Origin of the sequence: Bacillus altitudinis 41KF2b (genome assembly GCF_000691145.1) — a bacterium.
In the GTDB taxonomy this organism is placed as follows: Bacteria; Bacillota; Bacilli; order Bacillales; family Bacillaceae; genus Bacillus; species Bacillus altitudinis.
Window position 1 is genome coordinate 208,393 of sequence record NZ_ASJC01000001.1, and the last position, 13,693, is coordinate 222,085.

Annotated in this window: 13 protein-coding genes; 11 read left to right on the top strand and 2 right to left on the bottom strand. The window is 43.4% G+C overall.

Going from position 1 to position 13,693, the window contains the following annotated elements:
• Positions 1-24 precede the first annotated feature (24 nt).
• The 8 genes from pdhA (at position 25) to BA79_RS01135 (ending at position 7,688) form a co-directional block, all read left to right on the top strand.
• Positions 25-1,008, top strand: a complete 984-nt coding sequence (pdhA, locus tag BA79_RS01100) for a pyruvate dehydrogenase (acetyl-transferring) E1 component subunit alpha (protein WP_008346257.1) — start codon at positions 25-27, stop codon at positions 1,006-1,008.
• A gap of 16 nt (positions 1,009-1,024) precedes the next feature.
• On the top strand, positions 1,025-2,020 hold the full coding sequence (locus BA79_RS01105; protein ID WP_008346255.1) for an alpha-ketoacid dehydrogenase subunit beta: 996 nt from the start codon (positions 1,025-1,027) through the stop codon (positions 2,018-2,020).
• 17 nt (positions 2,021-2,037) lie between these two features.
• Entirely contained in the window at positions 2,038-3,360 is a 1,323-nt protein-coding gene (locus BA79_RS01110) for a dihydrolipoamide acetyltransferase family protein (protein WP_035700439.1), read from the top strand.
• 12 nt (positions 3,361-3,372) lie between these two features.
• Positions 3,373-4,755, top strand: a complete 1,383-nt coding sequence (gene lpdA, locus BA79_RS01115) for a dihydrolipoyl dehydrogenase (protein WP_035700441.1) — start codon at positions 3,373-3,375, stop codon at positions 4,753-4,755.
• 31 nt (positions 4,756-4,786) lie between these two features.
• Positions 4,787-5,482 (top strand): SDR family NAD(P)-dependent oxidoreductase, encoded by a 696-nt coding sequence (locus tag BA79_RS01120; RefSeq protein ID WP_024719603.1) that lies wholly within the window; start codon positions 4,787-4,789, stop codon positions 5,480-5,482.
• Positions 5,460-6,245 (top strand): SDR family NAD(P)-dependent oxidoreductase, encoded by a 786-nt coding sequence (locus BA79_RS01125; protein WP_035700444.1) that lies wholly within the window; start codon positions 5,460-5,462, stop codon positions 6,243-6,245. The genes BA79_RS01120 and BA79_RS01125 overlap by 23 nt, the downstream gene beginning before the upstream one ends.
• Positions 6,246-6,338: 93 nt before the next feature.
• Positions 6,339-7,295: a sugar-binding transcriptional regulator gene (locus tag BA79_RS01130; RefSeq protein ID WP_017359143.1), complete on the top strand. Its 957-nt coding sequence runs from the start codon at positions 6,339-6,341 to the stop codon at positions 7,293-7,295.
• A 63-nt stretch (positions 7,296-7,358) separates the two neighbouring features.
• Positions 7,359-7,688, top strand: a complete 330-nt coding sequence (locus tag BA79_RS01135) for a hypothetical protein (RefSeq protein WP_017359142.1) — start codon at positions 7,359-7,361, stop codon at positions 7,686-7,688.
• A 13-nt stretch (positions 7,689-7,701) separates the two neighbouring features.
• Here the strand turns inward: BA79_RS01135 and BA79_RS01140 are convergent, their stop codons facing one another.
• Complete coding sequence (locus BA79_RS01140) at positions 7,702-9,027, bottom strand: APC family permease (protein ID WP_035700447.1); 1,326 nt, start codon at positions 9,025-9,027, stop codon at positions 7,702-7,704.
• 329 nt (positions 9,028-9,356) lie between these two features.
• Here BA79_RS01140 and BA79_RS01145 point away from each other — a divergent pair, with 329 nt between their 5' ends.
• Complete coding sequence (locus BA79_RS01145) at positions 9,357-10,307, top strand: ring-cleaving dioxygenase (protein ID WP_017359141.1); 951 nt, start codon at positions 9,357-9,359, stop codon at positions 10,305-10,307.
• 42 nt (positions 10,308-10,349) lie between these two features.
• On the opposite strand, the gene BA79_RS01150 is transcribed toward BA79_RS01145, so the two are convergent.
• Entirely contained in the window at positions 10,350-11,669 is a 1,320-nt protein-coding gene (locus tag BA79_RS01150) for a S1C family serine protease (protein WP_035700451.1), read from the bottom strand.
• Between the two features lie 169 nt (positions 11,670-11,838).
• On the opposite strand from BA79_RS01150, the gene proG reads away from it, so the two are divergent.
• Together proG and BA79_RS01160 are read left to right on the top strand one after the other, a co-directional pair.
• Positions 11,839-12,663 carry a pyrroline-5-carboxylate reductase ProG gene (gene proG, locus BA79_RS01155; RefSeq protein WP_025207214.1) on the top strand — a complete coding sequence of 275 codons (825 nt, stop codon included), beginning with the start codon at positions 11,839-11,841 and terminating at the stop codon, positions 12,661-12,663.
• 189 nt (positions 12,664-12,852) lie between these two features.
• Positions 12,853-13,677 carry a M55 family metallopeptidase gene (locus tag BA79_RS01160; RefSeq protein WP_025207215.1) on the top strand — a complete coding sequence of 275 codons (825 nt, stop codon included), beginning with the start codon at positions 12,853-12,855 and terminating at the stop codon, positions 13,675-13,677.
• Positions 13,678-13,693 lie beyond the last annotated feature (16 nt).

The window sequence follows — 13,693 nt, forward strand, 5'->3', positions numbered from 1 at the left end:
ACAAATGTAAAGGGGAGAGAAGAAATGCAAAAACAAATCACTTTGCCTGAACAGATTAGTCATGAGAAATTAGCAGATTTATATAAACAAATGTGGTTAGTAAGATATTTTGATGAAAAGGTCGATCAATTCTTTGCTAAAGGATTAATCCATGGAACGACCCATTTATGTGTTGGACAGGAAGCATCGGCTGTTGGATCTATTGCTGTGTTAAAGGATGAAGATAAGATTGTCAGTACACACCGCGGACATGGTCACTGTATTGCAAAAGGTGCAGAGGTCAATAAAATGATGGCTGAACTGTTCGGACGTGAAACAGGTTACTGCAAAGGAAAAGGCGGTTCCATGCATATTGCCGATTTAGAAAAAGGAAACCTTGGGGCAAATGGAATTGTTGGCGGCGGTATTCCGCTTGCAACAGGTGCGGCGCTCACGTCCAAGATGAAAAAGGAAGGCTTTGTGGTCCTTTGTTTCTTCGGAGACGGCGCCACAAATGAAGGCAGCTTCCACGAAGCGCTGAACCTTGCTTCCATTTGGGATTTACCTGTTGTGTTTATTTGTGAAAACAACCAATACGGCATGTCTGGTCCTGTGAAAGAAATGATCAACATTGAAGACATCTCAACAAGAGCAGAAAGCTACGGAATGCCAGGGAAAACAGTTGATGGAAATGACATGGTTGAGATCATGAATACAGTAGATGAAGCGGTAAGCCGTGCAAGAGCTGGAGAAGGGCCATCACTCATTGAAATGAAAACGTATCGCTGGAAGGGTCACTCAAAGAGTGATGCGAAAAAATACCGTACACGTGAAGAAGAGACAGAATGGAGACAAAAAGACGGAATTAAACGCTTTAAGTCACTCTTAATGGAGCTAGATGTTCTGACAGAAGAGCAGGCTGCTCGTTTACAAGAAGAAGCGAAGCAAGAGATCGAGGCATCTGTTGAATTTGCGAAAAATAGTAAAGAACCATCAATTGACACACTATTAGAGGATGTATACGCCTAATTAGGAGGGGAATCACGTGACAAACACGACAGTAAGAGAGATTTCATATTTAGAAGCCGTTCGAGAAGCAATGAGTCAGGAAATGAGAAAAAATCAAGATGTCTTCATTTTAGGTGAAGATATAGGCGTATACGGTGGCGCATTTGGTGTCACGCGCGGGATGATCGAGGAATTCGGTCCAGAACGCGTCCGCAATACGCCGATTTCAGAGGCTGCCATCGCAGGAGGCGCAGTCGGAGCGGCTTTGACAGGGATGCGTCCGATTTTAGAACTACAATTCTCTGACTTTATTACAATTGCAATGGATCAGCTTGTAAACCAAGCAGCGAAAACACGTTACATGTTTGGCGGAAAAGGGAAAGTGCCGCTTGTTGTCAGAACACCAGCAGGTTCCGGGACAGGTGCCGCAGCGCAGCACTCCCAAAGCTTAGAAGCGTGGATGGCTCATATTCCTGGACTAAAGGTGGTTCAGCCTTCAACAGCTTATGATGCAAAAGGACTTTTAAAAGCAGCAATGGATGATGACAACCCTGTCATTTTCTATGAACACAAGCTTTTATATAAAACAATTGGTGAAGTACCAGAAGAGCAGTACTCGATTCCTTTAGGGAAAGCGGATGTGAAGAGAAGCGGAAAGGACGTCACAATTGTTGCAACAGCCATTATGGTGCACAAAGCGCTCGAAGCAGCGAAGGAACTAGAAGCGGAAGGAATCGATGTCGAGATCATTGATCCGAGAACGCTCGTCCCATTAGATGAAGAAACCATTATTGAATCTGTGAAAAAAACAGGCAAATGTATCGTTGTGCATGAGGCAGTGAAACGAGGCGGTTACGGCGGAGAGATTGCGAGTATGATAGCGGAAAGTGAAGCCTTCGACTATTTAGATGCACCTATTAAACGACTTGGCGGTCTTGCCGTCCCAATACCGTACAACCCAACGCTGGAAAAAGCAGTCATTCCACAAGTGCCAGATATTATTGAAGCAGCAAAAGAGCTCGTGCGCTCTTAAGTAAAGGGGAGAAGATCATGCCAAAAGAGATATTTATGCCGAAGCTAAGCAGTACGATGGAGATCGGTACCTTGCTTCAATGGTTTAAAGAAGAAGGAGATTCGGTTGAAATCGGTGAGCCTCTATTTGAGATTATGACAGACAAAATCAATATCGAGGTTGAAGCCTATGATGATGGCGTTTTTCTAAAGAAATATTACGAAGCAGATGATCAGATTCCAGTTAATGCTGTCATTGGATATATCGGAGAGGCTAATGAGCAGGTACCGAGCGAGCCGCCAGCGCAGTCAGATGAAGCATCTTCTGAAGACAGCGGAACGTCATCACCATCTGAACCATCTGTTTCGACTGAAGCTGAACCAGCGGTGGGTGAGAAAGTACGCGCAACTCCTGCAGCGAGAAAAACGGCAAAAGATCACCAAGTAGCCATTCACGAAGTATCTGGTACAGGACCAAAAGGCAGAATTCAAAAACGGGATGTCGAAGCGGCCCTTCATACGAGCGAGGAAGGCCAGCGCGTATCACCACTTGCAGGAAAAGTGGCTGCTCGTGAAGGGATCGACTTAGCGAATGTTGCTGGTTCTGGCGCTCACGGCAAAATCATGAAGAGTGATGTGACAGCAGCAGGCGCACTAAAGGCAGAGGCTGCTCCAGTGAGAACACAAAAACTAGCCGGGATGAGAAAAGTGATCGCAGATCGCATGTCACAAAGTGCCTTTACAGCGCCGCACGTCACATTAACAAGTGAAATTGATATGACAAAAGCAAAAGAAGTGCGCAAACAGCTGCTCCCAGCGATTGAAAAAGAGACAGGCTACAGATTGTCGTTTACAGAAATCATCATCCATGCGGTCAGCAGTGTCCTCACGCGCCATCCGCAAATCAATATGACGTTTGAACAAAATGAGCTCCATTTCCATGAGGATGTGCACATTGGTCTTGCGGTTGCTGTGAAAGACGGCTTAATGGTTCCGGTCATCTCTCATGCAAATCAAAAAGGGCTGAAACAGCTCACAAAAGAAGCAAAAGAAATTGGTCGAAATGCACGCGATCAAAAGCTACTGCCAGACCAGTTGAAGGGGTCTACATTTACCATTAGTAACTTAGGGATGTATGCCATTGACACGTTTACCCCAATTATTAATCAGCCGGAAGTGGCGATTTTAGGCGTTGGACGCATTCAAGAAAAACCTGTAGTGATCGATGGAGAAATTCAGGTGCGGCCAATGATGGGCGTCAGTTTATCATTTGATCATCGAGTGGTAGATGGTGCACCAGCAGCAGCCTTTTTAACAGACCTTAAAAAAGTGCTTGAACAACCATTTGAATTGCTAATGTAGGAGATGAATCGGATGACAAAAACGTATGATCTGACAGTCATTGGCGGAGGGCCTGGCGGATACACTGCCGCCCTTCAAGCCGCTGAACGTGGACACAAAGTTGCATTGATTGAAGAGGATTTTCTAGGGGGGACTTGTTTAAATCGAGGCTGTATCCCTTCAAAGACACTGCTCAAACATGCAGAAGTCATTGAATCCATTGAGAAAGCAAAAAGCTGGGGAATCGAAACAGGTGAGATGGTTCTTTCCTTCGATAAAATGAGAAAACGTAAAGATGATGTCATCGAAAAACTCAGGGGCGGAATCGCCTTTTTATTAAAGCAAGGAAAGATTGATGTATATAACGGCAGAGGCACAGCTGTCACAAAAAATCGCATTGACATTGAAAAACAAGATGGGTCAGAAACGATTGAAACAAAAGAGCTGATCATTGCCACTGGCTCATCACCTGCTATTCCGCCTATTCCAGGGCTCAAAGAGATTCAATTTGACACAAGTGATACGATCTTTGACATCCCAGATATTCCTGCATCTGTAGTCATCATTGGCGGGGGTGTAATTGGTCTTGAGCTGGCATGCATCTTCCAGAGTCTCCAATCAAAAGTCACCATTATAGAAGCCGCTCCGTCGATTATTCCGCAGGAAGATGAAGAAGCTTCGAAATTACTAGAAAAAGAATTGAAGAAAAAAGGCATCCATATCGCAAAGAAAACGACGGTGACAGAGGTAACAGAAAGCGAAGGAGTCAAAGCGATTCATGCGACAGACGATAAAGGAGAGACGCACATCTTTACGGCTGAAAGACTGCTAGTTTGCGTCGGAAGAAGACCAAATGTCTCTGCTGTCAGTCAGCTTGATCTTCAGCTGGATGGTCCTTTTATTAAAGTAAACGACGAGATGAAGACAAGTGTTGAAGGTGTATATGCAATTGGAGATGTAGCCGGCGGCTATCAGCTCGCTCATGCGGCAATGGCAGAGGCAGCTGTTGCGGTCAGCAATATATGCGGCGAACCTGAAAGAATGAATCACGACATCGTTCCTAGATGTATTTATACATTGCCAGAGGTAGCGAGTGTTGGACTGACTGAGAAAGAGGCGAAAGCGAAAGGGCTGAACGTGCGGGCAGAGCGATTTGATTTAGCTGCAAGTGGAAAAGCGTTGGCAGCAGGTGTTCAAACCGGTTTTATTAAACTCGTGTACGATACCGTATATGGTGAAGTCATTGGCGCTACAATGGTTGGTCCGCATGTAACGGAGATGATATCAGAGGCTTCCTCATTTATGTATTTAGAAGGAACAGCGGAAGAGATGGCCAAAATGATTCACCCGCATCCAACCATCTCAGAAGGCTTTTATGAAGCAGCTCTTGATATTGTGAGTAAGCTGAGAAAATAAATGCCAAACAAGGGATAGGGAGGAGATCCGTGTGCACGTCCAGCTTCATCAGAAAGTGGCACTTGTGACAGATAGCACAGATGGATTTGGAGAAGCCATCTGCCTAGCTTTGGCCCAGGCAGGTGCACATGTTTTCATACACGCTTTTCGTGATGAATCAAAAGCAAAGTCGATAAGCGAAGACATTGAAAAATTAGGCGGCCAATCGACTGTTGTCATCAATCCGCTTGAGACACCGCGTGATGCTACGCTTATGCTAAGGCAAGTCATCGATACATGCGGCAAGCTTGATATTTTAGTCAATCAAGCCGAGCAAAAAGCAGATGAGGAGATTGATGACGTAAGTCCTGAGATATGGGTCGATGAAGTGGAAAGATCCGTAAATACAGTCTTTCTTTCCAGTCAAGCCGCTGTGTGGCATATGGTGGATCAGAAGCAGGGCTGCATCATTAATATTTCCTCATCAGGCAGCATAACAGGTGATGGCGGGATCTCACATGCTACATCTAATAGTATGTTGAATGCCATGACAAAAGGATTAGCGCGCGAATTTAAAGACAAAGGCATCCGGGTATTGGCACTACTTCCGCCGCCTCTCCATTTGCTTCCTGACAAAGAGCAAATCAAGGAGACGGTGGCTCATATGACGGTTTTCTTAAGTACATCGTACGGTGCATTTACAGATGGAGCAGCAATTATGCTTGATGGGGGTGAGAGCGCTGGCTAATCAACAAAAACCAGTTCTCATCGTAGGTGGCGCCCAAGGAATCGGCAAAGAAATTGCTCAGCGTTTTTTAAAAGAAGGGCATCGTGTAGCTGTGTCAGATATAGATGAACAAGGACTTTCGCTTTTAAAACAACAGCATCCTCAGCTGCTGACGTTCCAAGCTGACGTTTCATCGTGGGAAAGTGTTCAGCAAATGGTGTCAGCAGCTGAAAGGGAGTTGGGTGGCATTGGGCATCTTGTCTATTCAGCAGGAATGACGAAATCCCTTCCTTTTTTAGAGGTTGATTTTTCACTTTGGAAAAAGACACTGGCTGTGAATCTATATGGTCTTTTCTATTGCATCAAAGCATTAGCACCCTATCTATGTGAGCGGAAAGAAGGCAGCGTTGTCATTATTGGATCAGGATCTGCGATAACAGGCTCTGGCGGCGGCATCCAGTATTACGCGTCAAAAGCCGGGGCATTTGGTCTCATGCGTTCGCTTGTAAAGGAATTGGGTTCCCATCATGTCCGCATCAATGTCATTGCACCACGCGTCATTGAATCTCAGATGCTTGATACGCTCTATCCGACTGAGCTTGAGAAAAGTCAGCTTCGATCCCTTATTCCTATCGGGAGATTAGGAAAACCAGAAGATATTGCTGGAGTCACTTTATTTCTCGCAAGTGATGAGGGAAGCTATTTGCACGGACAGATACTGTTATTAGACGGCGGGAGAACGTATCAGCCTAAATATAGCGAGGGAAAAAGAGCGGAGAGTTGATCGCTCTTTTTGTCATTTTCATAACAATTGTTCCAATTAGAAACGAATGTTTGGTATACTGGTAATCATAGTATATTAAAAGGATGATGTCACATGCTGAATTGGGAAGAAAGACGACAGCTCGTCAAGGTTGCTCATCTTTATTATACAGACGGGTGGACGCAGCAAGAGATTGCAAAAAAACTCAATGTCTCAAGACCAGTCATTTCAAAGCTCTTACAAAAAGCAAAAGATGTGGGAATCGTTGAAGTGTACATTAAAGACGAAAGTATTCATACAGTGGAACTTGAAAAACAGCTGGAAACGACCTTTCAATTAACGGATGCTGTCGTTGTTCCAAGTGTCGGGACAATGTCTGAGATGGTCAAACGGGCAGTCGGTCAAGCGGGCGCCTATTATCTTTCTAAAAACATGAAAGGCGCTGAGAAAATCGGTATTTCATGGGGGACCACACTTGCCGAGCTCGTGAAGGAATATCCATTTGAACGAAGAAACGATGTCAAAGTCATTCCTTTAGAGGGTGGAATGGGCAGGCAGGCGGTCGACATTCACGCGAATCAGCTGGCGTATGAGCTGGCAAAGAAAATGAATGGTACGTGCTCCTATTTATATGCACCTGCGATCTTAGAAACAGAAGAATTAAAAGAGCGGCTGATGGCGATGCAGGACATAGAAGCTGTGCTTGAAGAAGGCAGAAATGTTGATATTGCCCTCATCGGTATTGGGAATCCGCATAAAGGCTCTACATTAAAAACAGTCGGTTATTTAAAAGAAGAAGATTTGTCTGGTTTAAGGCAATCAGGAGCTGTTGGTGATATTGGTTTTCGTTTCTTTGACGGGGAAGGGAAACCAGTCCAAGATGAGCTGAACCAAAAGGTGATTGGATTATCGTTAGAACAATTAAAGAACGTGAAAAAAGTCATCGCAGTTGTGGAAGGAACCCATAAGGCTGAAAGTATTTTAGGGGCCTTAAACGGCGGCTTTATTCAGGTGCTCGTCACCGATGAATTGACTGCGGCAGCTATTTTAAAGGAAGCATCTGTCCAATAAACAGCTGACAGCCATCGTATTGTATAAAAAGAGCAACATCAAACGAGAAAGGAGCTGTGTATCTTGAAGAAAACCGAAATGGAAGCAAACCTACACTGTACTCGGTGCCAAGAAGAGACCCTCCACAGCATCGTTTATGTGAATGATCAGATGAAAAGCGTTGAGTGTACAGAGTGTCATCAGAAAATCAGTGTGCAAGTCGACATCATAAAGGAATTTTACAAAGAAGTATATGAAAAAATTGCGACAAAGCCGAAGCGGATGACGCAGGAGTATAAGGCGAATCTGAATGGATTTATTTCAAGACTCCCCATCCGGGTTTTAAGTAAGCCATACCGGCTGATGAGATATTTAAACGAATCTTATAAGGTCATTAAGCAATATAAAAAATAAAGCAGAGGCTGTCTTAGCGCTCTGCTTTATTTTGTGTTTTTTTCATATAGTAATAAATCGGCAGTCCGGCAATGCCGATCAGCATGGAGATCAGGCAGCTTTGCCAATCGGTGATCATGGTGCTGATTAAGACAAAGAAAGAGCCGATAATCGCAATGATCGGTGTGAGCGGGTAAAGTGGTACGCTATAAGCGCGCTTTATTCCCTTGTTTTGTTTTCTTAGCTTAAAGACAGCGAAAAAGGCCATCACATAAAAGATGTAAATCATGAAAATCGAAACCTCTGACAGCTTCTCGGGATTACTGACGATCATAAACACAATGGCAATCAAAATCTGTACAAATACAGCGATCCAAGGTGTTTGAAAAGTAGGATGAATGCGTGAAATGGCTTTGGCAAATGGAATTTGTTTTCGTTCTGCCATCGCAAAAATGACACGCGGGAACGAAAGAACCTTTCCATTCAAACAGCCAAAGATACTAATGATGATTCCGATACTAATAATTTTACCGCCAATGGGACCAAAGAGCATTGTAGCAGCTGTGCTTGTGGCATTTTCACCTAGTTGAACGATTTGATCAGCTGGTAACACATGCAAAAGGGCGATGTTAATAAAGAGATAACATGCTGTGACAATTAAAATACCGCCTGCCATCGCGCGAGGAAGCAGTTTCTCTGGATTTTTCATTTCACCGCCAAGCGCTGCAAGCAAAATCCAGCCATCATAGGCGAATAATGTTGCCAAAATTGCTGCACCGAAGTTCATCTGAGCGATACTCTCATTGACGGCTGTGAAAATATGTTCATTTCCTTTCCATAAGCCAAACACAATAATTGCTGCAATTGGAACAAGTTTTCCGATCGTGGTCAGTCCTTGGACAAAACCACCGTATTTCGTTCCCATGATGTTGATCACACATAAAAAAAGAACGGTGATAATGCCAATGGTTGTAGCCCATAAAGAAGAAAGAGAAAATAAATTAGCTAATAATGAACCAAAATAAAGACCAAGAGCACCAATAATCGCTGGTCCGTAAATAATAATTTGCACCCAGCCACATAAGTAGCCCCAAAATTCACCGTATACTTCTTCAAGATAGGCATATAAACCGCCAGTACGTGGGATTTGTGTACCAATTTCAGCGACTGTGAGTCCGCCTGCAAGGGTTAAGATCCCGCCTAACAGCCATGCGAATAAGGCGATGCCTGAGCTTCCTGAATAAGAAAGGACGTTGCCAGGCTTCATAAAAACGCCAGATCCAATAATTGTTCCGATGACAAGAGATAGGGCAAAAAATAAGCCGATGTCTTGTTTTAACGCTGGTTGTTCTTTGTTCATTACACACGACCTCCTGCATCACTTTCATACGTTACTGTGACATGTATTTTGTTCATTGTAATACGATTTTAGGAAAACAAGAATTAAAAAAATTTTCTGATTTTCGTATTTGTATTTAAAAGTGTTCGTTTATTGGGGATATTAGGATGAATGTTATCTTAAAAGCGAACAATATAAGAATATTTTTGATGTAATGTTAATTTAATAGGCGAAAACCGAACATCCAATAAAGATGCAGCCGAATGGTTGACTTTTCTTCTAAAATGACCTATTTTATTCATAAGGATATTATCTTGAATTCGAGATATTTTATAATAGGAGTGAACACAATGAAAATAAATGGGATTCACCACGTATCGGCACTAACAGCAAATGCTCAGAAAAACGTTGATTTCTACCGCCAAATCCTTGGCTTAAAACTGGTGAAAAAAACAGTCAATCAAGATGATCCATCGATGTATCATCTATTTTATGGAGATGAGGTCGCCTCACCTGGTACAGAGCTGACGTTTTTTGAAATACCGATGCTCGCCCGCCGGCTGGACGGAACAAATGCGATCTCACGCACAGGTCTGATTGTCACTTCAGAAGAGGCACTCACTTTTTGGGAAAAGCGCTTTGAAGAAAAAGGTGTAAAGAAAGAAACAGCTTCTTTAAGAGGTGGCAGACCTGCCTTGAAATTTACAGATCCAGAAGGACAGCAGCTGTTTTTGACTGTAGAACCAAGCGTGCAAGATGAAGCGAAGCCGCCAGTGCATGATGAGATTCCTGCTGATTTTGCGATCAGAGGTTTGGGGCCAGTAGAATTAACAGTCGCAGAAGCAGATAAAACGATCAGTGTGTTAACGAGCATCCTTGGTTTCACAGAAAAAGCACGTGAACAATCAAATGATGGGGAAATCGTAACGATTTTTGAATCAGGACAAGGCGGAGCTGGAACAGAGATTCATGTCATTGAAAAAGCAGAAGGACCTGTTGAGCGATCTGGCAGAGGGAGTGTTCATCACGTAGCTTTTCGTGTAGCGGACGCAGAAGAGCTTGAAAAATGGCATGATAAAATAGCCAAAGCCGGTTTCACCAACTCTGGTGTTGTAGAACGTTTTTATTTTAAAGCCTTATATTTTAGAGAGCCAAACGGCATTTTGTTTGAAATCTCAACAGATGGTCCGGGATTCACAGTGGATGAAAGCGTGGATGAACTTGGTGATCAATTAGCACTTCCACCATTTTTAGAGCACAAACGAGCAGAAATTGAACAAAGATTGGTCCCAATCAAGTGAACATGAAAAAAGCAGCTCATAAAAATTGAGCTGCTTTTTTCGTTAAGAACTGACTTGCTTTGATTCAGATTGTGTTAATGTCACTTGTTTTGTTTCTTCTGTTCCATTACGAACGAGTGTGATGCTGATGGTATCTCCTACTTTTGCATTCGTGTAAAGCTCGTGGCGTAATTCACTGCCGGTTGTCACTTTTTTGCCATTGATGGCGGTGATGACATCCTCTGTCTTTAATCCAGCTTTGGCAGCAGGTGAGCCAGTAGCGATTTCTTTTACGTACACGCCTTTATCCAGCTGACTGCTTGTCAGTCCAAGCGTTTCCTGCTGATAAGCATCTGGTACTTGTTCGAGATCCAGCATGCTGATACCGATGTAAGGTCGTTCGATTTTTCCTTTTGTGAGAAGCTGCTCTGCAATTGGTTTGACATCATTGATTGGGAGCGCAAACCCGATACCTTCCACACCTGTTTCAGAAATTTTCATACTGGTGATCCCCACAACCTTTCCGTCTGTTGTTAAAAGCGGCCCGCCGCTGTTGCCGGGGTTAATGGCTGCATCTGTTTGAATGACATTAATACTGCTTTCGCCAGCTGATGTATCCATAGACACTGTTCGATCGACACCGCTGACAATTCCTTGTGTCACTGTTCTTGATAAATCTTCACCAAGCGGGTTTCCGATTGCGATGACGGTTTCTCCTGCACGAAGGGATGAGGAGTCTCCAAGTTCAGCGACTTTTGTAACGCCGCTGCTGCTAATTTCCACGACAGCAAGATCAGTTAGCGGATCAGAACCGACTACTTTTCCTTCCACCGTCTTACCATTATGCAAGGAGACTGTTAATTTATTTGCTCCTTCAATCACATGGTTGTTTGTTAATACATAGGCTTTACTGCCCGATTTTTTGAAAATAACCCCTGATCCGGTACCGCTTTCTTGCTCTTGACTGCTACTGTTTTGATTTTGCTGTGATCCATCAAAAGGTGTGTTCATATCGCCAAAATCTGTGCTTGTTTGACTTTGTGTTTGATAGTTTGTAATGCCGACGATGGCTGGTGATACGTTTTCGACCATACTTGAAATACTGCTGGTCGAATTCGATGTTTGTGACGCTGTTGTTTTTGACGAATTTGTACTTGTATCATTTGTCGATACAGCGGCTGTTTTCGTTGACGAATCAGTTGAATGATTTTCTGAATGCTGAGCATATGGAGTTAGAACGTAAACACCTAACGCTAACGTACCGCCTACAATCCCGCTGACAAATGGCTTCAGCCAGCCACTTGGCTTCTTCTGTGTTTTTTTCGGCTGTTCAATGGTTTGTAATTCATAAGAAGTGTGTTTTTCATCTTTGTGTTGTGTCATTAAGATCACTCTCTTTCATCGATTTTTACATGTATGTGTTCAAGATGTTTGACCGTATGTGGTGGATACTGACTTTATCGTAAGAAAAAAGTGTGGGATAAAAATGAAAACATTGTGGGAAATTGTTAAAATAAGTAGTGAATCTAAGCAAAATAGAGGAGATTAAACTGTGGAGACTATTGGAATCATTGGATATGGAAGCATGGCAGATATGATGGTACAAAAATGGCTGGACAAAGGAGTACTTCATGCCAGTCAGTTTATGATCCATACAAGAAGTGAAACGGAGCGTCTGCAACAGCTGAAAGAGAAGAACCAGCATGTCAACATTTGCTCTTTAGATGACATCTCTGCATCATGTGATGTCGTGTTTGTTTGTGTACCACCGCTTGCTGTACTTGATGTCTTAGATCAACTGAGCCTCGCAAAGACATCTCTTCATATCGTATCAGTGGCAGCGGCTGTCACGTTAGACAAATTAATGCAACATACGAATCAGCCGGTGTCTAGATACATTCCCACTTTGACATCAGCCGTAGGCACGGGTGTATCCCTTGTGGCGCATGGTGAAACCGCTGGGCAGGAGGCGCAAGAACGGCTCCACCGCCTGCTTTCAGCTTTTAGTATCGTCAGGGAAGTGGAAGAGGACCGCTTTGATGCGGCGAGTAATTTGACAAGCTCTTCTCCGGGCTTTATTGCAGCAATCTTTGAAGAAATGGCGAGAGCCGCTGTTCGGAATAGTGAGCTTTCTTTAGAAGAAGCCTATGAATTTTTAACATATGCGCTGCTCGGTACAGGACAAGTTCTTGTTGAACACGGACTGACATTTGCTGAAACGGTGAACAGGGTCGCAACAAAAGGCGGGATTACAGGAGAAGGCGCTGCAGTCATCCAGCAGCAGGCACCGCAAATGTTCGATGACTTGTTTACACAAACGATGAAAAAATATGCGCAACTAAAATCGCAAATCGATGAAGCAGACAAACACCACTAAAGACATAGCTAGTGGTGTTTTTTCTGTAAATTAAATCCTTTATCATCAATGCTTTTGACCTGTATTACCTGAGTCTAATTTCCTTATTTTCAGACATTGTATTGAAAAATCAATCAAGTTCTCATATAATTTTTTAGAAAATTTAGAAAAATATACACAAATTTTAAGTTTAATTAAAGGGGGATGGGGATGAAGCTCTATTTATCAGTCGATATGGAGGGAATTACTGGTCTAGCTGATCATACATTTGTTGATAGCCGCCAGCACAATTATGAGCGCGGGAGAAAAATCATGACAGGTGAAGTGAACGCCTGTGTAGAAGCTCTTCTTACACATGGGGCGACCGATATTTTAGTGAATGATAGCCATTCTAAAATGAATAATCTGTTGATTGAAGATTTGCATGAGGAAGCATCTCTCATATCAGGTGATGTAAAGCCTTATTCAATGGTCCAAGGATTAGATCAAACGTATGATGCCGCTGTTTTTTTAGGCTATCATGCAAGGGCATCAATGAAAGGTGTGATGTCTCACAGTATGATTTTTGGTGTCAGACATTTTTACATAAATGATCATCCGATTGGTGAAATGGGCTTTAATGCGTATGTCGCAGGCTATTATGGTGTTCCGGTCATTCTTGTATGCGGAGACGATCAAGCAGCACTTGAAGCTGAAAAGTTAATGCCTGGCGTGAAAACAGTGGCGGTGAAAGAAACCATTTCAAGATCTGCTGTGAAATGCTTAACACCAGCGAAAGTGAGCACCCTCATCTCGCAGCAAGTGGAAGCTGCCATGAAACAAATTCATCAAATGAAGCCGCTCACGCCTCCTGAGCAGCCAGTGCTGAAAATCGAGTTTGCCAATTATGGACAAGCCGAATGGGCGAATTTAATGCCGGGTACGGCCATCATCGAAGGGACAACAACGGTGACGTACCAAGCAGAGAATATATTAGAAGCCTACCAAGCGATGCTTGTCATGACAGAGCTTGCCGCACGTACAACATTTTGTTAAGCGAGGGGGAGACAGC